22 protein-coding genes are annotated in these 22,022 nt (G+C 72.7%); 3 read left to right on the plus strand and 19 right to left on the minus strand.

All coding sequences use genetic code 11. The features are described from left to right. The first annotated feature begins 16 nt into the window (after positions 1–16). Both ACFWPI_RS23660 and ACFWPI_RS23665 read left to right on the plus strand, forming a co-directional pair. Positions 17–772 (plus strand): ABC transporter ATP-binding protein, encoded by a 756-nt coding sequence (locus tag ACFWPI_RS23660; RefSeq protein ID WP_380377509.1) that lies wholly within the window; start codon positions 17–19, stop codon positions 770–772. A 27-nt stretch (positions 773–799) separates the two neighbouring features. Next, the gene (locus ACFWPI_RS23665) at positions 800–1,957 is read left to right on the plus strand and encodes a hypothetical protein (RefSeq protein ID WP_380377511.1); all 1,158 of its coding nucleotides are present in this window, start codon (positions 800–802) and stop codon (positions 1,955–1,957) included. Positions 1,958–2,001: 44 nt separating this feature from the next. Here ACFWPI_RS23665 and rlmN read toward each other — a convergent pair whose 3' ends face one another. The 6 genes from rlmN to rpsB form a co-directional block, all read right to left on the minus strand. Next, positions 2,002–3,102: a 23S rRNA (adenine(2503)-C(2))-methyltransferase RlmN gene (gene rlmN, locus ACFWPI_RS23670; RefSeq protein ID WP_063347664.1), complete on the minus strand. Its 1,101-nt coding sequence runs from the start codon at positions 3,100–3,102 to the stop codon at positions 2,002–2,004. Positions 3,103–3,235: 133 nt separating this feature from the next. Further along, positions 3,236–4,714 (minus strand): phosphatidate cytidylyltransferase, encoded by a 1,479-nt coding sequence (locus ACFWPI_RS23675; protein WP_380377513.1) that lies wholly within the window; start codon positions 4,712–4,714, stop codon positions 3,236–3,238. Further along, a complete protein-coding gene (gene frr, locus ACFWPI_RS23680) occupies positions 4,714–5,271 on the minus strand; it encodes a ribosome recycling factor (RefSeq protein ID WP_063347665.1) in 558 nt (185 codons plus the stop codon). The genes ACFWPI_RS23675 and frr overlap by 1 nt, the downstream gene beginning before the upstream one ends. 98 nt (positions 5,272–5,369) lie before the next feature. Beyond that, on the minus strand, positions 5,370–6,134 hold the full coding sequence (gene pyrH / locus ACFWPI_RS23685; RefSeq protein WP_030056790.1) for a UMP kinase: 765 nt from the start codon (positions 6,132–6,134) through the stop codon (positions 5,370–5,372). A 261-nt stretch (positions 6,135–6,395) separates the two neighbouring features. Further along, complete coding sequence (gene tsf, locus ACFWPI_RS23690; protein WP_063347667.1) at positions 6,396–7,235, minus strand: translation elongation factor Ts; 840 nt, start codon at positions 7,233–7,235, stop codon at positions 6,396–6,398. Positions 7,236–7,364: 129 nt separating this feature from the next. Beyond that, positions 7,365–8,267 carry a 30S ribosomal protein S2 gene (gene rpsB / locus ACFWPI_RS23695; RefSeq protein ID WP_380377515.1) on the minus strand — a complete coding sequence of 301 codons (903 nt, stop codon included), beginning with the start codon at positions 8,265–8,267 and terminating at the stop codon, positions 7,365–7,367. A gap of 694 nt (positions 8,268–8,961) precedes the next feature. Here rpsB and ACFWPI_RS23700 point away from each other — a divergent pair. Further along, a complete protein-coding gene (locus tag ACFWPI_RS23700) occupies positions 8,962–9,525 on the plus strand; it encodes a M23 family metallopeptidase (RefSeq protein ID WP_380377517.1) in 564 nt (187 codons plus the stop codon). A gap of 49 nt (positions 9,526–9,574) precedes the next feature. On the opposite strand, the gene ACFWPI_RS23705 is transcribed toward ACFWPI_RS23700, so the two are convergent. The 13 genes from ACFWPI_RS23705 to trmD form a co-directional block, all read right to left on the minus strand. After that, the gene (locus ACFWPI_RS23705; RefSeq protein ID WP_063351115.1) at positions 9,575–10,159 is read right to left on the minus strand and encodes a TetR/AcrR family transcriptional regulator; all 585 of its coding nucleotides are present in this window, start codon (positions 10,157–10,159) and stop codon (positions 9,575–9,577) included. A 286-nt stretch (positions 10,160–10,445) separates the two neighbouring features. Next, on the minus strand, positions 10,446–11,390 hold the full coding sequence (gene whiG / locus ACFWPI_RS23710; protein ID WP_380377519.1) for an RNA polymerase sigma factor WhiG: 945 nt from the start codon (positions 11,388–11,390) through the stop codon (positions 10,446–10,448). Positions 11,391–11,741: 351 nt separating this feature from the next. Then, positions 11,742–12,911 carry a DNA-processing protein DprA gene (dprA, locus tag ACFWPI_RS23715; protein WP_380425013.1) on the minus strand — a complete coding sequence of 390 codons (1,170 nt, stop codon included), beginning with the start codon at positions 12,909–12,911 and terminating at the stop codon, positions 11,742–11,744. A gap of 5 nt (positions 12,912–12,916) precedes the next feature. Beyond that, a complete protein-coding gene (locus tag ACFWPI_RS23720) occupies positions 12,917–14,770 on the minus strand; it encodes a YifB family Mg chelatase-like AAA ATPase (protein WP_380377521.1) in 1,854 nt (617 codons plus the stop codon). A gap of 1 nt (position 14,771) precedes the next feature. Beyond that, positions 14,772–15,254: a YraN family protein gene (locus tag ACFWPI_RS23725; RefSeq protein ID WP_363375975.1), complete on the minus strand. Its 483-nt coding sequence runs from the start codon at positions 15,252–15,254 to the stop codon at positions 14,772–14,774. 253 nt (positions 15,255–15,507) lie between these two features. Next, positions 15,508–15,834 carry a DUF2469 domain-containing protein gene (locus ACFWPI_RS23730; protein WP_030056781.1) on the minus strand — a complete coding sequence of 109 codons (327 nt, stop codon included), beginning with the start codon at positions 15,832–15,834 and terminating at the stop codon, positions 15,508–15,510. Positions 15,835–15,889: 55 nt separating this feature from the next. Next, positions 15,890–16,363 (minus strand): NUDIX domain-containing protein, encoded by a 474-nt coding sequence (locus tag ACFWPI_RS23735; protein WP_363375893.1) that lies wholly within the window; start codon positions 16,361–16,363, stop codon positions 15,890–15,892. 112 nt (positions 16,364–16,475) lie between these two features. Next, the gene (gene lepB / locus ACFWPI_RS23740) at positions 16,476–17,231 is read right to left on the minus strand and encodes a signal peptidase I (RefSeq protein ID WP_363375895.1); all 756 of its coding nucleotides are present in this window, start codon (positions 17,229–17,231) and stop codon (positions 16,476–16,478) included. 145 nt (positions 17,232–17,376) lie between these two features. After that, a complete protein-coding gene (gene lepB / locus ACFWPI_RS23745) occupies positions 17,377–18,393 on the minus strand; it encodes a signal peptidase I (RefSeq protein WP_380377523.1) in 1,017 nt (338 codons plus the stop codon). A 240-nt stretch (positions 18,394–18,633) separates the two neighbouring features. Next, a complete protein-coding gene (gene lepB, locus ACFWPI_RS23750; RefSeq protein WP_380377525.1) occupies positions 18,634–19,554 on the minus strand; it encodes a signal peptidase I in 921 nt (306 codons plus the stop codon). A gap of 118 nt (positions 19,555–19,672) precedes the next feature. Continuing rightward, on the minus strand, positions 19,673–20,326 hold the full coding sequence (gene lepB / locus ACFWPI_RS23755) for a signal peptidase I (RefSeq protein ID WP_380377527.1): 654 nt from the start codon (positions 20,324–20,326) through the stop codon (positions 19,673–19,675). A gap of 368 nt (positions 20,327–20,694) precedes the next feature. After that, positions 20,695–21,045 (minus strand): 50S ribosomal protein L19, encoded by a 351-nt coding sequence (gene rplS / locus ACFWPI_RS23760; protein WP_063347674.1) that lies wholly within the window; start codon positions 21,043–21,045, stop codon positions 20,695–20,697. 154 nt (positions 21,046–21,199) lie between these two features. After that, positions 21,200–22,018: a tRNA (guanosine(37)-N1)-methyltransferase TrmD gene (gene trmD / locus ACFWPI_RS23765; RefSeq protein ID WP_380377530.1), complete on the minus strand. Its 819-nt coding sequence runs from the start codon at positions 22,016–22,018 to the stop codon at positions 21,200–21,202. Positions 22,019–22,022 lie beyond the last annotated feature (4 nt).

Here is a 22,022-nt window from a genome sequence, read left to right on the forward strand (position 1 = left end):
CCCAGGATGGAACCTCATGTCAGCGGCACCGCCTGACAACGACGTGCTGTGGGCCCGGGGGATCGTCAAGTCCCATCACGGCACCCCCGCCCTGCGGGGCATCTCGATCGGCGTCCGCGAGGGCGAAGTGCTCGCCGTCACCGGCCCGCGCGGCTCCGGCAAGAGCACCCTCCTCGGCTGCCTCTCCGCCCTCCTCACCGTCGACGAGGGCGAGGTCTGGTTCAACAGCGCGCCCGTCCACACCCTCGGCCGGGCCGGGCGCGAACGGCTGCGCCGCGACCGCTTCGGCTTCGTCGGCTCCGAACCCCACCTGGTGCCCGAACTGACCGCCCGGGAGAACGTCGCCCTGCCGCTGCTGCTCGCCGGCGCCGGCAACAAGGCCGCCTACACCGCCGCCGACGAATGGCTGGAACGCCTCGACGTCGGCGAGGTCGCCCGGCAGCGCCCCGACCGGCTGCTCCAGAGCCAGCGCCAGCGGATCGCCGTCGCCCGCGCCCTCGCCCCGCTGCCGCCCGTCGTCTTCGCCGACGACCCCACCGCCCCGCTCCACCGCGAGGCCGCCGACCAGGTCCTGCGGATACTGACCAGCGCGGCCCGGTCGCACCAGCTCACCCTCGTCCTGGCCACTCACGACCCCGAGCTCGTCCGGTTCGCGGACCGCGCCGTCGCCCTCGTCGACGGACGGCTCACCGCCCCCGCCGCCCCCGTCCCGCGCGGGCACGCCGTCCCGGGCGCGGCCGGCGCGTCCGCCGTCTCGGGCACCCGCCGCTGACGACGCCGAGCCGCTGAAAGAGTCGACGTGTTCTATCTCCGTCTGGCCCGGGGCTACCGGGTGCCCGACCTCGGCCGCTGGCTGCTCACCGTGCTGGCCGCCGCCGTGGTCTCCGCCTTCCTGCTGCGCTCCCTCGGCCGGGCGATGAGCGACCCGCTCGGCGGCGAGGACGCGCTGGTGCGACTGCTCTGGTGCCTGCCCCCGCTCGCCGCCGTCGCCTGGTTCGCGGCCGTCACCGCCCGCGCCGTACCCGCCCAGCGGCCCGAACGGATCACCGGCCTGCGCGCCGCCGGAGCCGGCTCCGGCCGGATCCGCACCCTGATCGCCGGTGAGGTCGTGCTCGCCTGCACCCTCGGCAGCGTGCTCACCCTGCTGGTCTTCCTGGTCCTGCGCAACGACATCGCCGGGCCCGCGCTCGCCCCCGACCTCGGCATGGGCGTACCGCTGCCGGCCGTCGCGCCGGTCGCCCTGCTCGCCCTGGTCCCGCTCACCGCCGGGATCGCCGCCGCCTGCGCCGTCCCGCCCACCGAGTACCTGCCCGGCGGCCGCACCCGCACCCGCGGCGGCACCGGCTTCGGCGCCCTGCGGGTCGCCCTGCCCGTCGGGCTCGCCGTGATCGGCCTCGCCCTCGAACTCATCGCCCTGCGGCCCGGCGCCGCCGCCGACGGCCGGCCGATCCACCTGCCCGCCGGGCTCGGCAGCACCAGCACCGCCGCACTCGGCGGCTGGGCCGCCAGCGCGGTCGGACTCGCCCTGCTCACCGGCCCGTTGCTGTCCTGGACCGGGCGGCTGCTCGCGCTCGGCCGGCCCACCCCGCTGCGGCTGCTGGCCGGCCGCGGACTCACCGCCCAGGCCCGCCGCCTCGGCCCGCCGCTGGCCGTGCTCACCCTCGCCCTCGCGCTGGTGCTCACCACCATCCGCTACTGGATCGGCACGCCCGACAGCGCCGACGCGCTGCCCGCCGTCGAGGCCTGCCTGGTGCTCGGCTGCGCGGCCGCCGCCGTGGTCACCCGGCTGGCCGAGGTCCGCACCGACCGCCGGGACGTCACCGACGTGCTGCTGCGCCTCGGCACCTCGCCCCGGCTGCTGTTCGGCGCGGTCGCGCTGCGCACCCTGGCGGTGGGCACCACGCTGCTGGTGACCGGCGGGGCGACCGCCGCACTGGCGGCCGCCGGCCTGCGCTGACCTGCGGCTGGCGCCGACCTCCCGGTTTGCCTTGACCCGCCGGCTCAGCCCGCCGCGGCGAGCTGACCGCAGGCGCCGTCGATCTCCTGGCCCCGAGTGTCGCGGACGGTCGTCGGCACCCCGTGCGACTGGAGCCGACGGACGAACTCGCGCTCGTCCTCGGGCCGGGAGGCGGTCCACTTGGAGCCCGGCGTCGGGTTCAGCGGGATCAGGTTGACGTGCACCCGGTGGTTCTTGATCAGCCGGCCGAGCAGGTCCGCCCGCCACGCCTGGTCGTTGATGTCCTTGATCAGCGCGTACTCGATGGAGATCCGCCGGCCGGACTTCTCCGCGTAGTTCCACGCGGCGTCCAGCACCTCGGCGACCTTCCAGCGGGTGTTCACCGGCACCAGCTCGTCGCGCAGCTCGTCGTCCGGGGCGTGCAGCGACAGCGCCAGGCGGCAGCTGAGGCCCTCGTCGGCCAGCCGGTTCATCGCCGGGACCAGGCCGACGGTCGACACCGTGACACCGCGCTGGGACAGGCCGAAACCGTCCGGTGCCGGGTCGGTCAGCCGGCGGATCGCGGCCAGCACCCGGTTGTAGTTGGCCAGCGGCTCGCCCATGCCCATGAAGACCACGTTCGACAGCCGCGCCTCGCCGCCGGGGATCTCGCCGGCCTTGAGCGCGCGCATCCCGGCGGCGATCTGCTCGACGATCTCGGCGGTGGACAGGTTGCGGGTCAGCCCGGCCTGGCCGGTCGCGCAGAAGGGGCAGTTCATGCCGCAGCCCGCCTGCGAGCTGATGCACATGGTGACCCGGTCCGGGTAGCGCATCAGCACCGACTCGACGAGCGTGCCGTCGAAGAGCTTCCAGAGCGTCTTGCGGGTGGTGTCGTCGTCGCAGGACACGTGCCGCACGACCGACATCAGCTCCGGCAGCAGGCTCCCGGTGAGCTTCTCCCGGCTGGCGGCGGGGATGTCCGTCCAGCCCTCCGGGTCGTTCGACATCCGGCCGAAGTAGTGGTTGGAGAGCTGCTTGGCGCGGAACGGCTGCTCGCCCAGCTCGGCGACGGCCTCCTTGCGCTCGGCGGGGCTCAGGTCGGCGAGGTGTCGCGGGGGCTTGGCGCCGCGCGGCGCGACAAAGGTGAGTTCTCCGGGCTTAGGCATGGTTCATCCAGTGTCGCAGACGCCGGGAGCAGGCCAGGACGTGCGAGGGCCCCGGACGCGCAGGCGTCCGGGGCCCTTCCACCACTCGCGGCCGGAGGACAGGTTCTGAGGCGTCCTACGGCCGGACGAGGCCCTAGCTGCCGACGAAGGCCGCCAGCAGCAGCCAGACCACCGGGGCGGTCGGCAGGAGCGAGTCCAGCCGGTCCATGATGCCGCCGTGGCCGGGCAGCAGCGTGCCCATGTCCTTGATGCCGAGGTCTCGCTTGATCATCGACTCGCCCAGGTCGCCCAGGGTCGCGGTGACCGCCGCGCAGCCGCCGAGGATCAGGCCCTGCCACCAGCTGCCGCCGTCGATGATCAGCTCCATCAGCACGGCGCCCGCCAGCATCGACAGGCCGATGCCGCCGGCCAGGCCCTCACGGGTCTTGCCGGGGCTGATCGTCGGGGCGAGCTTGGTCTTGCCGAACTTGTAGCCCACGGCGTAGGCGCCCGTGTCGCTGCAGATCGTGACGATCAGGAACAGCACGATCCGCTGGGGGCCGTCGTCGGCCGCCAGCATCAACGCCACGAAGCTGGCCAGGAACGGCACGTAGAAGGCGGTGAACACCCCGGCCGTTATGTCCCGCAGGTAATCCTCCGGCGGCTCGGCCATCCGCCAGACCATCACCGCCAGCCCGGTCAGCGCGAGCGAGGCCGCGGCCCACTGCACCCCGGCCCAGTAGCCGGTGGCGATCATGGCGATGCCGCCTGCGACCAGCGGCACCAGCGGCGCCTTGATCTGCTTGCGCTCGGCGAGCCGGCTGGTCAGCTCCCAGATACCGACCGACACCGCGGCCATCACGACGAACAGGAACAGCGCCTTCACCACGAACAGCGAGGCGATGATCACCACACCGAGACCGACCCCCACGCCTATCGCGGCCTGGAGGTTACGGCCACCGCGCTGCTTGCGCGGCTGCGGCTGCGGGGCGGACTGGGCGGCCACGGGTGTCTCCTGCCCTGGATGGGACGACGGCACGAAGTGGGGCTGCCCGGCCGCCGGGTAGGTCGACGGCGGCGCAGGAGGCACCGGGGCCCCGGGGCGCGGCGGGGCGCCGCGGCCGGGGGTGGCGTCATCGGTTATCGCGCGCAGCACGACCGTCTCCGTCACGCCCGGCACCGCCGCCTCGGACCGGTCGTCCCGGAACAGCGGGCCGCTCAGCCGACCGGCCTCCCGGGACTGACCGGCGGCGGGGTCACCCGGCCGACCGGAGCCCGCCGGCGGGCCCTGGTCCGGCACGCCGGGGAACGGGCCGGGGCCCGCCGGTACGGGAGGCATGACCTGAGTCTCCTCCGCGTCGCCGCCCCAGTACACCGGAGGCTGCTGCGAGTGATCCGAACGGTGGCCGGGGCCACCCGGCGCGCCGCCCGGCGCACCCGGGTAGGCCGCCCGGCCGCCCGGGTGACCGGGGTAGCCCTGGGCCTGCGGCGGCGCCGGGTACTCGCCGTACCCCGGCGCCGGGTGCGCCTGCTGCAGAGGAGCCTGCGGCCGGGGCTGCGGCACCGGGCGGTAGGGCTGGAACTGCTGGTCGGACGGGCCCCAGTAGCCAGGGGCGTCAGGGGCGTCGTTCATCAGACTTCGAGCAGCTCGGCTTCCTTGTGCTTCAGCAGCTCGTCGACGGCGGCCACGTACTTGGCCGTGGTGTCGTCGAGCTCCTTCTCGGCGCGGCGGCCGTCGTCCTCGCCGACCTCGCCGTCCTTGACCAGCTTGTCGATGGCGTCCTTGGCCTTGCGGCGCACCGCGCGGATCGAGACCTTCGCGTCCTCGCCCTTGCCCCGGGCCACCTTGATGAACTCCCGGCGGCGCTCCTCGGTCAGCTCGGGCAGCACCACCCGGATGAGGGAGCCGTCGTTGGACGGGTTGACGCCCAGGTCGGAGTCGCGGATCGCCTGCTCGATCGCCTTCAGCGCGGTCTTGTCGAACGGCGAGACGACCGCCATCCGGGGCTCCGGCACCGAGAACGAGGCCAGCTGGTTGATCGGCGTCACGGTGCCGTAGTACTCGGCGACGATCTTGGCGAACATCGCCGGGTGGGCACGGCCGGTGCGGATGGCGGCGAAGTCGTCCTTGGCGACGGCGACGGCCTTCTCCATCTTCTCCTCGGCTTCGAGGAGGGTCTCTTCGATCACTGTGATCTCCCTGTCCGGTTCATCTGCGATTGTCCCGACCGGTGTCGGCGTCGAGGCCGGTCACGGCGACGGCGCCGTCCCGTACGGCTGATTGCTGCTCAGGCCCGGACAGAATCCTGGCTGATGAGTGTGCCGATCTTCTCACTCTTCACCGCGCGCGCGATATTGCCCTCCGCCAGCAGCTCGAAGACCAGCATCGGGAGGTTGTTGTCCTTGCACAGCGTGATCGCGGTGAGGTCGGCGACCTTGAGGTCGCGCGCGATGACCTCGGAGTACTCCAGCGCGTCGAACTTCACCGCGTCCGGGTTGGTCCGGGGGTCCGAGTCGTAGACGCCGTCCACGCCGTTCTTGCCCATCAGCAGGACGTCGGCGTGGATCTCCAGGGCCCGCTGGACGGCGGTGGTGTCGGTCGAGAAGTACGGCATGCCCATACCGGCGCCGAAGATCACCACACGGCCCTTCTCCAGGTGCCGGACGGCCCGCAGCGGCAGGTACGGTTCGGCGACCTGGCCCATGGTGATCGCGGTCTGGACCCGGGTCTCGATGCCTTCCTTGACCAGGAAGTCCTGCAGCGCCAGGCAGTTCATCACGGTGCCGAGCATGCCCATGTAGTCGGAGCGCGCCCGGTCCATGCCGCGGACCTGCAGCTCGGCGCCCCGGAAGAAGTTGCCGCCGCCGATGACCACCGCGACCTCGGTACCGGCACGGACGACGGTGGCGATCTCCCGGGCGATCGCGTGCACGACGTCCGGGTCGACGCCGAGTCCGCCACCACCGGCAAAGGCTTCACCGGACAGCTTGAGCAGCACCCGGCGGCGCGAGCCGGCCTTGGGGTCCTGCGCGGTCTCCTGCGTCTCCTGCATGGACTTCTCCTTTTTGCACCTACTGGCTCACAGGCGCGGGTGTGCGGATGCCCGGCCTGCGCGTACGCGAGAGGAGGCCACTGCCGCGGGAACCGGTTCGGTGTCCTGCACGGCAATGGCCTCCTCGTCGTTCATGGTGCCGACGCGGCCCGCCCGTGGACGGTTGGCACTGGGTGAGCCCGTTCGGCGTTCCGCCCGCCCTGGTCAACGGGCGGGGGCGGTTCCCAGCGTAAGGGTGCCGGGGACCAGGTGGAACGTGGCTCAGGCGCCGACGCGGAAGCGGGCGAAGCGCTTGAGGGCGACGCCGTTCTCCTCGAGGACCTTGGCGACGGTCTTCTTGTTGTCCTTCGCGAAGGCCTGCTCCAGGACGGAGTTCTCCTTGACGAAGCCGGTGACGCGACCCTCGACGATCTTCGGCAGGGCAGCCTCGGGCTTGCCCTCCTCACGCGCGGTGGCCTCGGCGACGCGGCGCTCGTTCTCGAGGTCCTCGGCCGGGATCTCCTCGCGGGACAGGAACTTCGGCGCGAACGCGGCGATGTGCTGCGCGACGTCCTTCGCGACCTCGGCGTTCTCCTTGTCCAGCTCGACCAGGACGCCGACGGCCGGCGGCAGGTCGGGGCTGGTCTTGTGCAGGTAGACCGCGACGAAGCCGTCACCGTCGAACTGGGCGAAGCGACGGAAGACGATCTTCTCGCCCAGGGTCGCGTTGGCCTCGTCGACGAACTGCTGGACGGTCTTGCCGGCCTCGATCTCGGACGCCAGGGCGGCATCCAGGTCGGCCGGGGCGGTCTTGGCCACGTGAGCCGCGATCGCGTCGGCGACCTTGACGAAGTTGTCACCCTTGGCGACGAAGTCGGTCTCGCAGTTCAGCTCGACCAGAACGCCGGACTTCTTGTCCTCGGCGATCAGCGCGGCGACGGCGCCGTTGGAGGCGTCACGGCCCTCGCGCTTGGCAACGCCCTTCTGGCCCTTGATGCGCAGGAGCTCGACGGCCTTCTCGACGTTGCCCTCGGCCTCGTCCAGGGCCTTCTTGCAGTCCATCATGCCGGCGCCGGTGAGCTCACGGAGCTTCTTGACGTCCGCGGCGGTGAAGTTCGCCATGGTGTGAATCTCTTCTCGCGTCTCGCGTGTCTGCGTGGGGAGACGCCGGGACCGATGATTCGGTCCCGGCGCGGGAGAGAGGGGCACCTACCGGTGTCGTACCGGCGGGTGCCCCTCACCCTTGGTACGTCAGGCCTGCTCGGCCGGCGCCTCGGTGGCCTCAGCCTCAGCGGCGGGGGCCTCGACGGCCTCAGCCTCGGCGGCGGGGGCCTCGACGGCCTCAGCCTCGGCGGCGGCGGGGGCCTCCTCGGCCTTCTTCTCGCCCTCGATGAGGTCCTTCTCCCAGTCGGCCAGCGGCTGGTCGGCGCCCGGCTCGGCCTTGACGTCGCCCTTGGCGACACCGGCGCGGGACTTCAGACCCTCGGCCACGGCGTCGGCGATCACGCGGGTCAGCAGGGTGACGGAGCGGATCGCGTCGTCGTTGCCCGGGATCTTGTAGTCGACCTCGTCGGGGTCACAGTTGGTGTCGAGGATGGCGACGACCGGGATGTTGAGCTTCCGGGCCTCGCCGACCGCGATGTGCTCCTTCTTGGTGTCCACGATCCACACGGCGCTGGGAACGCGCTGCATGTCGCGGATACCGCCGAGGGTCTTCTCCAGCTTGTCGTGCTCGCGCTGGAGGACCAGGAGCTCCTTCTTGGTGAGGCCGGAACCGGCCACGTCCGAGAAGTCCAGCTCGCCGAGCTCCTTCAGGCGCTGCAGGCGCTTGTAGACGGTCGAGAAGTTGGTCAGCATGCCGCCGAGCCAGCGCTGGTTCACGTAGGGCATGCCCACGCGGGTGGCCTGCTCGGCGATGGCCTCCTGGGCCTGCTTCTTCGTGCCGACGAAGAGGACGCTGCCGCCGTGGGCAACGGTCTCCTTGATGAACTCGAAGGCGCGGTCGATGTAGTTCAGCGACTGCAGGAGGTCGATGATGTAGATGCCGTTGCGCTCCGTGATGATGAAGCGCTTCATCTTCGGGTTCCAACGGCGGGTCTGGTGACCGAAGTGGACGCCGCTCTCCAGCAGCTCCCGCATCGTGACGACGGCCATAGCCGTGCTCCTCAGGTGTTACGGCCCGGCGGTCGCGCAACGGACGGCGGGTTCGCGCGGTGGCGCTCCCCGCTCGCGCGGTGCGTCCGGCCGGGTCAGGCTCGGTTTGTCCGTGGCAGCCAGGTGACAGCCACGCCTGACGCCCCGAACGTGCCGAGCCGCTTGAACCCGCACGGTCCGGGGACCAGGCGGGCTCGGCGGACCGAGCGGCACTCGCACCTGGCGGGGGCAGCGGCCGGGCCGCGTCCGTCCACCGGTGGCGGGGCGTGCGAAGTCGACCCGGCGGACCGGGTCGCGTGTGAAGTGTACGGGAAGCGCCGCGGGGCGGGCGACTCCGCGACTGACGGAGGCCCTGGACGGGCGGGTCCGCGCTGGCGGGAGCTGGGCGGAGGCGGGGCCGAGGCGGGGCGGGGGCGGGGCGGCCGGGCCTTGGGAGTGCTGCTGCTGCGGTGCTTGTACACCGGATGGCGGCATCCGTACACCCGCTGGAGGGACGGGATCAGGCCACGAGGGCGGTTTGTCCACAGGAGTCCGGAAGTGGGTGGCGCCGGGGCGGCCGCGCAGCAAGCCTCGGGGCATGACTGCTCGCGCCGAATGCCCGGCTCCGCCCGCCGTCGGTCCGGCCTGCTCGGGGCCGGACCGGTTGAGGCTTGACCGATTGGGGCTGGGTCGGTTGAGGCTGGGCTCGTTTGGTGTGCTGCGGGGGCTGGTCGCCGTACTGGCGGCGCTGGTGCTGCTGGTCTCGGGCGGTGCGGTGCGGGGCGCCACTCTCGGCGGGGGCGGCGGAGGTACTGGCGAGACCGGCCGGACCGGTTCGGGCGGTGCGCGGGCCTGGCCGGTGGGCGGGCCCGGCGGGGTGCTCGGGCGGTTCGAGCCACCGGCCACGCCATGGGCCGCCGGACACCGGGGAGTGGACCTCGCCGCCGCGCCCGGGGCGGAGGTGCGGGCGGCTGCCGCCGGGGTGGTCACGTTCTCCGGGCTGGTGGCGGGGCGCCCGGTGGTGACCGTCACCCACCCCGGCTCGGGGTCACCCCCCTTGCGGACCACCTACCTGCCGGTCGCCGGCACCGCCCCGGTCGGCACCGAGGTACCCGCCGGACAGGTGATCGGACGGCTCGCCCCCGACAGACGGCACTGCCCAGCACGGGACTGCCTGCACTGGGGGCTGCTGCGCGGCGGGCGCTACCTCGACCCGCTGGCCCTGTTCGGCGCGGGAGCGGCGCGGCTGCTGCCGCTGGGCGGCGCCGGGCGCACCTGATGAATTCAGATGAACCGAACGAACCAAACGAACCGGGCCGGACGGCGGCTCAGGCCCGGTCGAGGCCGTGCAGGGCCATGGCCACGGCGGCGTCCGCGATCAGCTCGGGGCGCTCGGCCGCGCACCCGGCACGCTCCCCCGCGGCCACTTGCTCGGCCCGGCGCACGGCCGCCTCCACGACCCCTTGGAGCAACGCCGCAGCGAGCCGGGGCTGCGCGTGACCGAGATCCTCCAGGGCCCGGACGACCAGGCCGACCAGCTTGCCGTGCGCCGCCCGGATGCGCTCGCGCGCGGCCTCGTCGAGTTCGAGCGCGGAGATCGCCACCACCGCCCGGTGGCGCGGGTCTGCGGCCAACGCCAGCTGGCCACGGACATACGCCTCGATCCGGTCGGCCGCGCTGTCGCAGCTCTCCATCCCGGCCTCGATCTCGGCCGCCCAGAGCGGGAAGTCCACCTCGCAGAGCGCCTCGACCACGGCGGCCCGGGAGCGGAAGTACTCGTAGACCGAGGAGCGCGCCAGGGAGGTGCGCGCAGCGAGCGCGGGGAAGGTCAGCGCCTCCATGCCGCCCTCCGTGAGCAGGGTGCGGGCAGCGTCAAGGAGGGCTGCACGCTGCAGCTGGCGATGCTCGGCCACCGTGGCCGCTCGGATCTTCGGCACGCTCCCACTGTACGGAGCCCTACCTGCGGCCGGTACGGCGCCGCGCATTTGAGCGGGGAGCGAGAGCGCGCAGGCGCGCGGCGAGGCGTGCGAGCGGGCGCGCAACCCGGGGATCCGGCCCGGAGTAACGGCCCAGGGTTACGGCCGGGCCGGTGCGGCCGGGCAGGTGCGGCCCGAGGATGCGGCCGGGCAGGCGCGGACCTGCAACGTGGCCGGGGTCGCGACCCGGAGGTCGGCCGGGACGGGACGGTCCCGGACCGCGCTACCGGATGTCCGACAGCTTGGCGCGCAGCTGGAGGACGGACTTGGTGTGGATCTGGCTCACCCGGCTCTCCGTCACCCCCAGCACCTGGCCGATCTCGGCGAGGGTGAGGCCCTCGTAGTAGTAGAGCGTCACCACGGTCTTCTCCCGCTCGGGGAGGGTGTTGACCGCCTGGGCCAGCAGCCTGCGCAGCTCGCGGTCCTCGGCCACCTCGACCGGGTTGTCGGCACCGTGGTCCACCAGGGTGTCCATCAGGCTCAGCCGGTCGCCGCCCTCCCCCACCGGGTGCAGCAGTTCGTCCAGGGCCACCACGTTGGCCAGGGACAGCTGGCTGAAGATCGCGTGCAGATCCTCGATCGCGATGCCCATCTCGGCCGCGACCTCGGGCTCGTGCGGCGTACGGCGCAGCCGGGCCTCCAGCGTCGCGTACGTCCGCTCGACGGCCTTCGCCTTCTGCCGCACCGAGCGCGGGATCCAGTCCAGGGCACGCAGTTCGTCGATGATCGCGCCGCGGATCCGGCTGATCGCGTAGGTCTCGAACTTGATGGCGCGGTCGATGTCGAACTTCTCGATCGCATCGATCAGCCCGAAGACCCCCGAGGAGACGAAGTCGGCCTGCTCGACGTTGGAGGGCAGGCCGACCCCGACCCGCCCCGCCACGTATTTGACGAGCGGCGAGTAGTGCAGGATCAGCTGCTCGCGCAGCCGCTGGTCGCCGGTCTCCTTGTAGGAGCGCCAGAGCTCTTCGAGCGCGGTGCGCCCCTGGGCTCCGGGGCCCTGACCGCCCGACCCCTGCTCCGGGCCGGGCGGGGGGGTGCCGTCCGGCGGCAGGGCACCGGCAGCGATCGGGCGGGCTGCGCCGTCGCCGGTGGCGGCGCCGACCGCGTCGGCGGGCTGGCCCGGCACCGCCGTCGGCCGGCCGCCCTGGCGCGACAGGCCCCCCATTGTCCCCGTCGCCTTGGGCGGGAACTCAGTCACGGGGCGCCGCTCGGTCCGCGGCCCTCCCGAGGACCGGGCGCCACCGGTCACTCTGTGTCCGGGAATGTGTGTGGGCATGCGTTGGTCTGCGCCGTTCTGCCGAGTCATGTGCTGATAGGGAAGGCATGTGGAGCGTAGCGTGACCGACTCGCTGCAATGCGCTACCGCCACTCGGTCGTCCCCCGATCCGGTGGCGTTCACGTCACCGGATCCGGGCACGCGAACGGACGAACCGGATCAGCAGGTCAACCGGGCGATTCCGACACTCCCTCCCCGCGACCCCTCCCCACGACACGGATGTGCGCTTCGTCCCGACCGTCACCTCCTCCGCACCAGGCGCCAGTGCGCGCCGTGCCGCTCGACGTAACCGAGCGAGCCCAACTCGTAGAGCCGCTGCAGCACTTCGTCCGGCGGGAGTCCGGACTGCCGGGCCAACCGCTCGATCGGCGCGCCCTCCGCCGTCGCCGGGACGGCCTCCAGCACCCGGGCCACCGCCGGCTCCAGCAGATCCCGGGGCAGGACCGGGCCGCTGCGCTGCGGCGCCAGGTCGTCCCCGATCGCCCCGATCAGTTCGGCGATCTCGGCGGAGTCGGTGACCAGCGTGGCGCCGCCGCTGCGGATCAGGGCGTGCACCCCGGCCGAGAGTTCCGAGGTCACCGGGCCGGCGACGCCCATGGTGTGGCGGTTGAGGTCCCGCGCCCGTCTGGCCGTGCTCAGCGCGCCGCTGCGCATCGCCGCCTCGACCACCACCGTGCCCCGGGTGAGCGCCGCGATGACCCGGTTGCGGAGCACGAAGCGGAAGCGGTTCGGGTGTTCCCCGGGTGGGAGTTCACTGACCAGCAGCCCCTGGGCGCCGATCCGCCGGATCAGTTCGGCGTTCCCTTTCGGGTAGGCCACGTCGACCCCACAGGCGAGCACCGCGATCGTCATCCCGCCGACGGAGAGCGCCCCTCGGTGGGCGGCCGCGTCGATCCCGTAGGCGGCTCCGGACACCACGACCCAACCTCGCTCGGCCAGTTGGGCCGACAGCTCCCCCGCGACGTGGGCGCCGTAGGCCGTGCAGGCTCGGGAGCCGACCATCGCCACCGAGCGGAGCGCGAGCAGCCTCAGCGAACCCGTGCCGGTCGTCCAGAGCCCGATCGGGCGCCCGTCGCCCAGATCGTCCAGTTGGCTGGGCCATTCCGTGTCCCCCGGAATGATGAAGCGTCCACCGACGGCTCGTACCCGTTCAAGGTCCTCGGCCGGGTCCAGACCGGGGAGTCTCGCCTGGTAGCCGGCCAACCGGGGCCCGTCCAGCCCGGGGTGTGCGGGCACCGTCCCGTCACGGATCGCCCGGACGGCGTCGACTGCGGAGAGCTGACCGAGCCACCGGCCGACCACCGCGTCCCCGGGCTCGCTCAGCCGGCTGAGCACGGCGCGGGCGAGGCGCTCCGGATCGGGACCGGACTCGGACTCTGCCCGGCTGGGCGGCTGAAGGTGCGTCATCATCGGGTTCATGCCTCACCGCCCTCGTCCGCCGGATGCTGGTCGCGTTTCCCGGACCGCTTGACGGAGCCGGACCGGGTGGATCGGCCAAGGGCATCGGGGCGGTCCGGCGGACCAGGACTCTCCGGGTCAGGGCTCTCCGGGTCGGGACGATCGGGACGATCGGGCTTCTCGCACCGGCCCGACCGGCTCTGCCCTTCGGGCGGCTCGTCGACCGGGCCGACGCGCTGGGCCGGGATGCCACCGAGTCGGCCGTAGACCCGCTCGGCCAGCGGCAGCCCCTGCTCGACGCCGGTGCGCAGGACCAGTGCGGTGCGGACGTCCCGCTGGTCCGGCCGGTCACGACCGGCGAGGTCGGCAACCGTCCAGGCGACCCGGAGCACCCGGTCCAGGCCCCGGGCGGTCAGCAGCCCGCGCTCCAACTGGCGGGCGACATCGTTCAGTGCGCCGGGGGCGAGCTGCCAGCGGGTCCGCAGCTCGTGGCCCGGGACTTCCGCGTTGGTCCGCCACGGGGTGGTCGCCAGCCGGGCCGCTGCCCGTTCCCGCGCGGCCAGTACCCGGGCCGCGACGGTCTCGGTGTTCTCCGCCGTGATGTCCCGCTCCATGAGTTCGATCCTCGTCACCGGGGCGACCTGGACCTGGAGGTCGACCCGGTCCAGCAGCGGCCCGGAGAGCCGCCCCTGGTAGCGGCTGACCATCGCAGGGGTGCACTCGCACCCCTCACCCCGCCGTGAATGGCGGCCGCACGGGCAGGGGTTGGCGGCCAGGCAGAGCAGGAACCTGGCCGGGAGTCGGAGTGAGCCGGCCGAGCGGGCGATCACCACCTCGCCCGACTCCAGCGGCTGGCGCAGCGAGTCGAGCACCCGGACCGGAAACTCCGGCGCCTCGTCCAGGAACAGCACGCCCCGGTGGGCCAACGAGACCGCCCCCGGTCTCGGCAGGCCGCTGCCGCCGCCGACGATCGCCGGCATCGTCGTGGAGTGGTGCGGGGCGCAGTACGGCGCCGTGTCGATGAGCGGGCGCCCGACCGGGAGCAGCCCGGCCACCGAGTGCACGGCGGTGACCTCCAGAGCCTCCTTCTGGGTCAGTGGCGGGAGCAGCGAGGGCAGCCGCTCCGCCAGCATCGTCTTGCCCGCGCCCGGTGGGCCCTTGAGGTACAGGTGGTGACCGCCGGCAGCGGCGATCTCCAGGGCGCGCCGGGCCTCGTACTGTCCGGCCACATCAGCCAGATCGAGGCGCGCCGCCTTGTCGTCGACCAGCCCTCGGACGCCGGCGCTGGGCAGCATCAGGCCGGCCATCAGCGGATCCGGCCGGCCGGCGATCGGGTCGGGCGGCTCCTCCGGCGCGGACGCGCCGGTCAGGACGGCGACCAGCTGCCGCAGGCTGCGGACGCCGATCACGGTCACGCCCGGGACGAGCGAGGCCTCGGGCGCGGTCTGCTCCGCGACCACGACCCGCTGGTATCCCGCGTCGGCCGCGGCCAGCACCGACGGCAGCACCCCGCGGACCGGCCGCACCCGGCCGTCCAGCCCCAGTTCGCCGATGATCAGCAGCTCGGCGATGGAGGAGGGGTCGAGCCGTTCGGCCGCGGCCAGGACGGCGCAGGCCACCGCGAGGTCGAAGCCACTGCCGCTCTTGGGTACCGAGGCCGGGCTGAGCCCGACGGTCAGCTTGCGCTGCGGCCAGGCCTCACCGCTGTTGACCACGGCCGCGCGCACCCGGTCGCGGGCCTCGGACAGCGCCTTGTCGGGCAGGCCGACCAGGGTGAACGCGGCCACCCCGGGCTCCAGATCGGCCTGGACCTCGACGATCACTCCGTCGACGCCGACCAGCGCGACGGAACAGGTACGGGCGAAGGCCATCTCAGACCACCCCCCGCAGGTGGTCGACCAGGGCCGCACCCCGGGCCCGGTTGACCACGGCCACCAGGTCGATCCGCACGCCCCCGGGCGGAGCGGGCGGCCAGTGCGGGTCCGTGGGCCCGGGGTCGTACCCGGGACCGGCCAGCCGTGCGAAGTGGCCGGGCCAGCGCTCGGCCATCCAGCGCTCCGCCAGGCGTTGCAACCGGGCGGCCTTGGCCTGGCCGATGGCCTCGCTGGGTTGTTGGAAGCCCCGCTCGGAGCGGGTCTTCACCTCGCAGACCGCCACGGTGTCGCCGTCGAGGGCGACGATGTCCAACTCGCCCTCGACACAGCGCCAGTTGCGGTCCAGGATGCGGAGCCCGGCCTCCGTGAGACGGCGGGCGGCGACCCGCTCGCCGTAGCGGCCGAGCCCGTTGTTGGTACTGCGACCGCCGGTACTGCGACCCGGGCCCGGCCCGGTGCCGTCCTTCGTGCCGTCCCGCACGGCTCCGGCCGCTGTGGCCGCTGAGGCCTGGTCCAGTACGGCCGCACCCGGTACGGCCTGGTCCTGCGTGATCGTGTTCTGCACGGTGACCACCTCCGACGTGGAGGTTGCACCCGTCGCGCACGGCGAGGCCGGGAATTTCCGTTTCCCTGTGGATAACTCGGGCCTGTGGATAACTTTTGTCACCCGCAGGAGTGAGACGCCCCGATCGCGCGAAATTCCGCTGGACAACGCGGGTCCGAGCGGTCCAACGTCAGTTCCCGAAGCCGGACTCGTCCGAGGGCAGCTCCAGATCGCTCTTCGCGAGTTCCTCGATGTTCACGTCCTTGAAGGTCAGCACCCGGACCTTACGGACGAACCGGGCCGGCCGGTACATGTCCCAGACCCACGCATCCGCCATCGACACCTCGAAGAAGACCTCGCCCTGCACCGAGTGCACCTGCAACTCGTAGTCATTGGTGAGGTAGAACCGTCGCTCGGTCTCGATCACGTACTTGAACAGGCCGACGACGTCCCGGTACTCCCGGTAGAGCTTGAGCTCCATCTCGGTCTCGTACTTCTCGAGATCTTCGGCACTCATCCAGGCGTCCCCTCAACTTGTCACGTCCACCCATTGTGGACCACCGCACCCACGCTCAGAGCCGTACCGGGGCGACCGGCGGGCCCTCGGCCAGCAGTCGCTCCAAGAAGTCCGCCAATCCGACCGGGTAGACCGTCTCGGCGGTCCCCCTCAGCTCCTCGACCGTCCACCAGCGCGCCGCGAGCAGTTGGGCGTGTTCCTCCTCGCCCATCCCCGAGTGGTCGAGACCCGTCTCCGTGGTCCGGGCCAGATGGAACCACTGATCCTGCTCGTAACGCCGTCCCTGAAAGGAGAACGACACCGTGCCGTACGCCACCAAGGGCCCCAGGTCCACACCCCGCAGGCCGGTCTCCTCCGCGAGTTCCCGCGCGGCGGCCTCCCGCACGTCCTCCCCGGGCTCCAAGCCGCCGCCGGGCGTGAACCACCAAGCCTCCCCCGGCGTCGCCGGGTCGGAGCCCAGGAAGAGAAGGATGCGGTCCTGCCCGTCCAGCAGCAGGATCCGCGCCGCCCTGCGCCGTTGTGCCGTCATGGCAGCGCTCCACGCTCCTTCCGTTCGCGTCGGTGGCGCTACCGATCCTGCCACCCGGCGCCGCCGTCCGGGGCGATGTTCGGCAGAGCGGCCCGGGCCGCGACGACCGCGATCAGGAGCTGCGCCCCCGGCTGAGCCGGCGGGCCAGGCCCGCCACCCCGCCCACCGCCGAAGTCACGAGGATCAGCGCCGCGCCCGCAACGGTCGCGAAGGCGGCCGGTTGCAGCGGCCCGGGCGCACCGGCCTTCGGTCCGGGAAGCCCGTCGAAGGCCGCGGTCCGGCCGAGGTCGCCCGTCCTGCCGAACGGCATCAGGGTGGCCTCGACCCTGGCCTCCACCGCACCGGCCGGGACGGTCCCGCCGTCGACCTCCAGGTGGGTGCGGGAGTCGAGCGAGCCCAGCCGGTTGTCGCCGAGCAGGAACAGCCGCCCCGGCGGCACCGTGACGCTGAACGAGGAGCCTTGCGGGCCCTGCGCCGCGAGGTACGGCTCCTCCACCACCTGTCCGTCGACCGTCAGCCGGTGGTCGTTGCCGGTGGCCGCGACGGTGTCCCCGCCGACCGCGACCACGCGCTTGACCATGAGCTCGCCACCCCAGTCCTGGTCCCGGAAGACCACCACGTCCCCCCGGCCGACGGCCCCGCCGCCGATCTTCCGGGCGAGCACGGTGTCCCCGATCCGAAGCGTGGGGGACATCGAGGCGGTCGGGATGCTGTACGGCCGGTAGTCGATCGCGATCAAGGCGAAGCCGCCGATCATCAGCACCAGCCCGAGCGCGAGCGCGACGCCCTGCAGCACCGCTGCGGGCCGGCGGCCCGGACGGGCGGGCGAAGCCGGGTGGTCGGCCGTCTGCTCAACGACACCGCTCATCGAAACCGTCCACCTCTGGCCGACCGGAGAACACCACTGGCACGCCGGGGGCACCGGCATAAAAGCCGACGGGCCGTGGCACGTCCGAGCAGATTACTCGTCGGTACCACGGCCCGCGCAAGGGCTGGGGAGAACCCGGTGGAGCTCAGGAGTCCTTCCGGCCGTCCCTCCGCTCCCGCACCCGACGCACCAGCGGAAGCAGCGCGACCGCGCCCACCGCACCGGCCACGGGAGGCGCCAGAGGCGCGGCCGCCGCCAGGCCCTTCTGGTCGAAGGTGTTCGGCACCGAGAGCGTCGACCAGTGACCGACCGGCCAGGCCACGACGAAGGCCCGCCCGATCACGTTGCCCACCGGAACGGTGCCGCCACCCGGCTGGTCCATGTGGAAGCGGGAGTCCAGCGAGTCGGCGCGGTGGTCGCCCATCACCCAGATCCGGCCGTTGGGCACCTTCACCGGGTCGAACGGGTGGTCACCGCAGGGGGTGTTGCCCTGGTAGACGTACGGCTCGTTGAGCGCGACGCCGTTGACCTTCACCGGCCCGGTGCCCTGGCACTCGACGGTGTCCCCGCCGACCGCGATGACCCGCTTGATCAGGTCCTTCTCGTTGGCCGACGGCATCAGACCGACGAAGCTGAGCACGTCCTGGACGCCCCGGACGAAGGAGTTGCTGCTCTGCGGGGTCGGCTCGTCGTTCAGCCAGCCGCCCGGGTCGTGGAACACCACGACCTCACCGCGCTCGGGCTCCGCGCCGAACCAGGGGGTCAGCTTGTCCACCAGGACACGGTCACCGACCTGCAACGTGTTCTGCATCGACTCCGACGGAATGGAGAAGGCCTGAACGAAGAAGGTCTTGATCACTAGCGCCAGGACCAACGCGATGCCGACCAGGATCGGCAGTTCCTTCCAGAAGGAACGCTGCTTGCGCTGCTTGCCGGGGGCCTGCGACTCCGACTGGTCCGCCGACTCGGCGTCGGGCCGGTGGGACTCCGAAGAGCCCCCGGTGGGGCCCACCGTCCCGTCGCCATGCTCGTCGGCGGTCTGGGCCGCCGCGTCCTCGACCGAGGCCGAGGACGCACCGGACTCAGCGGACCGGGCCGCTCGACCGCCAGAGCCCTCGGGCTCGCCGGCACCTGAGCGGGCGCCGATCACCACATCCCCCACAACGTCTCCTCCCTGCTGTGCGGACGCCCGAGCGCCCGCGCTCACAGTGCCGCACAGCGGGCACCACGCTCACCACGACCATGGACGCTTCGGGACTGCCCATCACGGGCTCCCCTGACACCAGCACAGCCTCGACGCACGACCGGGACCTCCCGGCCGCACCTGCACTTCTCTATCACTCCAAGGCATCCGGCTCGCGGTCCCACGCGCGCGGCCCGGCCGCGAGACGCCCGGCCCGGCTCACTCGGGCGGCCGCCCTGACCGGCGAACGACGGCCGGAAAGATGCCCAACACACCCATAACGAGCGGAGGTTCCATCGGAACCGGCCCAACGCCCACGGATTCCGGCGCAGTTCCGCGCGCCTGCGGAGCCCGCGCCAACGAGGAGAGTGAACTCGGCACGTCAAGTTGATGGAGGCGGTCCAGCGGCCAGGCGTTCATGAAGGCCCGGCCGACCACACCGCTCAGCGGGATGGTCCCCTGCCCCGGGTTCCCCATGTGGAAGCGGGAGTCGGCGGACACGTCCCGGTGGTCGCCCATGACCCAGAGCCGACCCTGCGGCACCTGCACCTTGAAGGGCTGCCGGGACGGCGGGTTGGCGGGCGCGAGGTACGGCTCGTCCACCGGCGTGCCGTTGACGCTCAACCGCCCCTGCGCGTCGCAGCACTCCACGGTGTCCCCGCCGACGCCGATGACCCGTTTGATCAAGTCCTGCTCGCTGTCCGACGGCAGCAGCCCGACGAAGGTGAGGACCTGCTTGGCCGCCCCCAGCACCGGACCGTCGTCGGACGGCTTGTGGTCGCTCTCCAGCCAGCCGCCCGGATCCTTGAACACCACCACGTCGCCGCGCTGCGGCTCGCTGCCGAACCAGGGGGTCAGCTTGTCCACCAGCACCCGGTCCCCCACCTGGATGGTCTGCTCCATCGAGCCGGAGGGGATCACGAACACCTGGAGCAGGAAGGTCTTCATCACCAGCGCGACCAGCAGCGCCACCACGATGATCAGCGGGAACTCCCGCAGCAGCGACCGCTTGCGCCGCCGGGCCGCGCGTCGGGCGCTGCGGCGGCGATCGGCCCGGCCCCGGACGGGCAGCACCGCGGCCGGGCCCGCACCCCCGGGGGAGGCGCCTCCTGGCCCGGCACCGTCAGATCCGGCACTCACGGATCCGGCACTCGCCGATCCGGCATCCGCGGATCCGGCACCTGCCGATCCGGCGCCGACCGGTCCGCCGGCGTCCGGCTCCGGGCCCGGGCGGTCCGCCAGCCGGTCCCTGCCTCTGCTACCCCTGCTCCCCATGACCGCCCGTTCCCGCAGTCGCGGCGAAGGCCGCGGGCCGGTCCAGGCCGGTCAAGCGCGAGAACGGGTAGACCACCCAGTCCGCCCGGCCGATCACCCTGCTCTCGGGCACGAAGCCGCCGCCGGGCTCGCCGAGGTGGTCGCGCGAGTCGCGGGAGGCGCTGCGGTGGTCCCCCATCACCCAGAGCTTGCCGGTCGGCACCACCACGTCGAAAGCCACACTCGACGGCTGGTCCCCCGGGGCCAGGTAGGAGGACTCGTCGATCGGCACCCCGTTGACGGTGATCGGCCCGCCCGGGCCGGTGCTGGTCACCCGGTCCCCGCCGACGCCGATCACCCGTTTGACGTAGACCGTGTTCCCGGCCGGGGCCAGCCCGAGGTCCCGGCCGAGCGAGCTCAGCCCGTCCCGGAAGCCGGTCGGCCCGCCCGACTCCGGCAGGAAGGAGCCCGTCCCGTCGAAGACCACGACGTCGCCCCGCTGGGGGTGGCCGCCGAAGGCGTAGGCGAGTTGGTTCGCGATCAGCCGGTCGCCCGGACGCAGGGTCTCCTCCATCGACCCGGACGGCACCGAGAACGGGCGCGCGACGAAGGCGTTCACCAGCAGCAGGGCCAGCAGGCAGATCCCCACCAGCAGCAACAGGTCCCGCGAGCGCGAGTGGCCCTGCTCCTCATCCCCCGGTCCGCTCTCATCCCCCCGTGCGCTCTCACCCTCTGGCGCGTTCTCACCCTCTGGCGCGTTCTCGTCCTCGGACGCGACCTCGCCCTCCGGCGCACCCCCGGCGTCCGCCCGCGGATCCCCACCGGGGCCGGATCCCTCCCCGCCGGGCCCCGGGACGACCCCGGAAACGACCGCGGACCGCGGCAGCGAGTCCGCACCGGTGGGTGCGGGACTGCCGTCGCGGTCCGCGGGTGGTTCGTGCGTGCTCATCGGGGGCTGAGCTTACCGTGCGGTGGCCCGGCCCCTCGGAGCGATCCGATCCCCCGGCGAGGCCGGGGGACGGTGGATCAGCGGTCGCGCTTCTCCTTGATCTTCGCGGCCTTGCCGCGGAGGTCACGCAGGTAGTACAGCTTGGCGCGGCGAACCGCACCGCGGGTCACGACCTCGATCTTCTCGACGACCGGGGTGTGCACCGGGAAGGTGCGCTCCACGCCGACGTTGAAGCTGACCTTGCGAACGGTGAAGGTCTCACCGACGCCGGCGCCGTGGCGGCGGATGACGACGCCCTGGAAGACCTGGACACGGGAGCGGTTGCCCTCGATGACCCGGACGTGGACCTTCAGGGTGTCACCGGCGCGGAAGGCCGGAATGTCGCTACGCAGCGAGGCCGCGTCGACAGCAGCGAGCTTGTTGCTCATGTTGCTCTCCATCGCAGGCGCCACGGGCCGCCCACGGAAGTTCGTCACAATGGGGTTTGCTGCGGGCCGCATCGGCTGACGACGATCCCCCCGTGGCGAGGGCGCCGGTCCACGTGGCCCCTACGAAGGGGGCCCAGCGACAGACAACAGCGGCCTATTCTTCCACACCAACGGCCACGGACCGAAATCGGCCGAGCTCCTCGTCCCAGGCCAGGCCGAGGATGCTGAGCGCCTCCCGATCCTTCTTGTCGAAGGCGCCGTAGCGCCAGCGCTCGACCAGGTCGGTGCGGTTCACCAGGGTCCGGGCGAAGGCCTGTTCCCGCCGCCAGCGGGCGATCCGGCCGTGGTTTCCGCTGAGCAGCACGTCCGGCACGGTCCGGCCGCGCCACTCGGCGGGCTTGGTGTAGACCGGGCCCTCCAGCAGGTCGGCCATCGCGCCGGGCGCGAAGGAGTCGTCCCGGTGGGACTCGGCGTTGCCGAGCACCCCGGGCAGCAGCCGGGCGATCGCCTCGACCATCACCAGCACGGCGACCTCGCCGCCGGCCAGCACGTAGTCGCCGATCGAGGCCTCGACCACCGGCATCCGGGTGGCCGCCTCCTCGATGACCCGCCGGTCGATGCCCTCGTACCGGGCGGGGGTGAACGCCAGCCAGGGGCGGCTCGCCAGCTCCTGGGCGAGTTCCTGCGTGAACGGCCGCCCGCTGGGGGTGGGCACGACGAGCGTCGGCAGCTGGCCCTCGGGCCCGCCGGCGACCACCGCGTCCAGCGCCTCGCCCCACGGCTCGGGCTTCATCACCATGCCGGGGCCGCCGCCGTACGGGCTGTCGTCCACCGTCCGGTGCACGTCGTGGGTCCACTCGCGCAGGTCGTGGACGTGCACGTCCAGCTGACCGCGGGAGCGGGCCTTGCCGACCAGCGAGATGTTCAGCGGTTCCAGGTACTCGGGGAAGATCGAGACGACGTCGATCCGCATCCCG

The sequence above is a fragment of the Kitasatospora sp. NPDC058492 genome (assembly GCF_042720685.1).
Lineage (GTDB): Bacteria > Actinomycetota > Actinomycetes > Streptomycetales > Streptomycetaceae > Kitasatospora.

Bases quoted from the DNA above. Each gene is read 5' to 3' on its own strand.
- ACFWPI_RS23660 (WP_380377509.1), top strand. From the start codon at position 17: ATGTCAGCGGCACCGCCTGACAACGACGTGCTGTGGGCCCGGGGGATC.
- rlmN (WP_063347664.1), bottom strand. From the start codon at position 3,102: ATGCCTAAGCCCGGAGAACTCACCTTTGTCGCGCCGCGCGGCGCCAAG.
- ACFWPI_RS23675 (WP_380377513.1), bottom strand. From the start codon at position 4,714: ATGAACGACGCCCCTGACGCCCCTGGCTACTGGGGCCCGTCCGACCAG.
- pyrH (WP_030056790.1), bottom strand. From the start codon at position 6,134: ATGCAGGAGACGCAGGAGACCGCGCAGGACCCCAAGGCCGGCTCGCGC.
- tsf (WP_063347667.1), bottom strand. From the start codon at position 7,235: ATGGCGAACTTCACCGCCGCGGACGTCAAGAAGCTCCGTGAGCTCACC.
- rpsB (WP_380377515.1), bottom strand. From the start codon at position 8,267: ATGGCCGTCGTCACGATGCGGGAGCTGCTGGAGAGCGGCGTCCACTTC.
- whiG (WP_380377519.1), bottom strand. From the start codon at position 11,390: ATGGGGGGCCTGTCGCGCCAGGGCGGCCGGCCGACGGCGGTGCCGGGC.
- dprA (WP_380425013.1), bottom strand. From the start codon at position 12,911: ATGATGACGCACCTTCAGCCGCCCAGCCGGGCAGAGTCCGAGTCCGGT.
- ACFWPI_RS23720 (WP_380377521.1), bottom strand. From the start codon at position 14,770: ATGGCCTTCGCCCGTACCTGTTCCGTCGCGCTGGTCGGCGTCGACGGA.
- ACFWPI_RS23730 (WP_030056781.1), bottom strand. From the start codon at position 15,834: ATGAGTGCCGAAGATCTCGAGAAGTACGAGACCGAGATGGAGCTCAAG.
- ACFWPI_RS23735 (WP_363375893.1), bottom strand. From the start codon at position 16,363: ATGACGGCACAACGGCGCAGGGCGGCGCGGATCCTGCTGCTGGACGGG.
- lepB (WP_363375895.1), bottom strand. From the start codon at position 17,231: ATGAGCGGTGTCGTTGAGCAGACGGCCGACCACCCGGCTTCGCCCGCC.
- rplS (WP_063347674.1), bottom strand. From the start codon at position 21,045: ATGAGCAACAAGCTCGCTGCTGTCGACGCGGCCTCGCTGCGTAGCGAC.
- trmD (WP_380377530.1), bottom strand. From the start codon at position 22,018: ATGCGGATCGACGTCGTCTCGATCTTCCCCGAGTACCTGGAACCGCTG.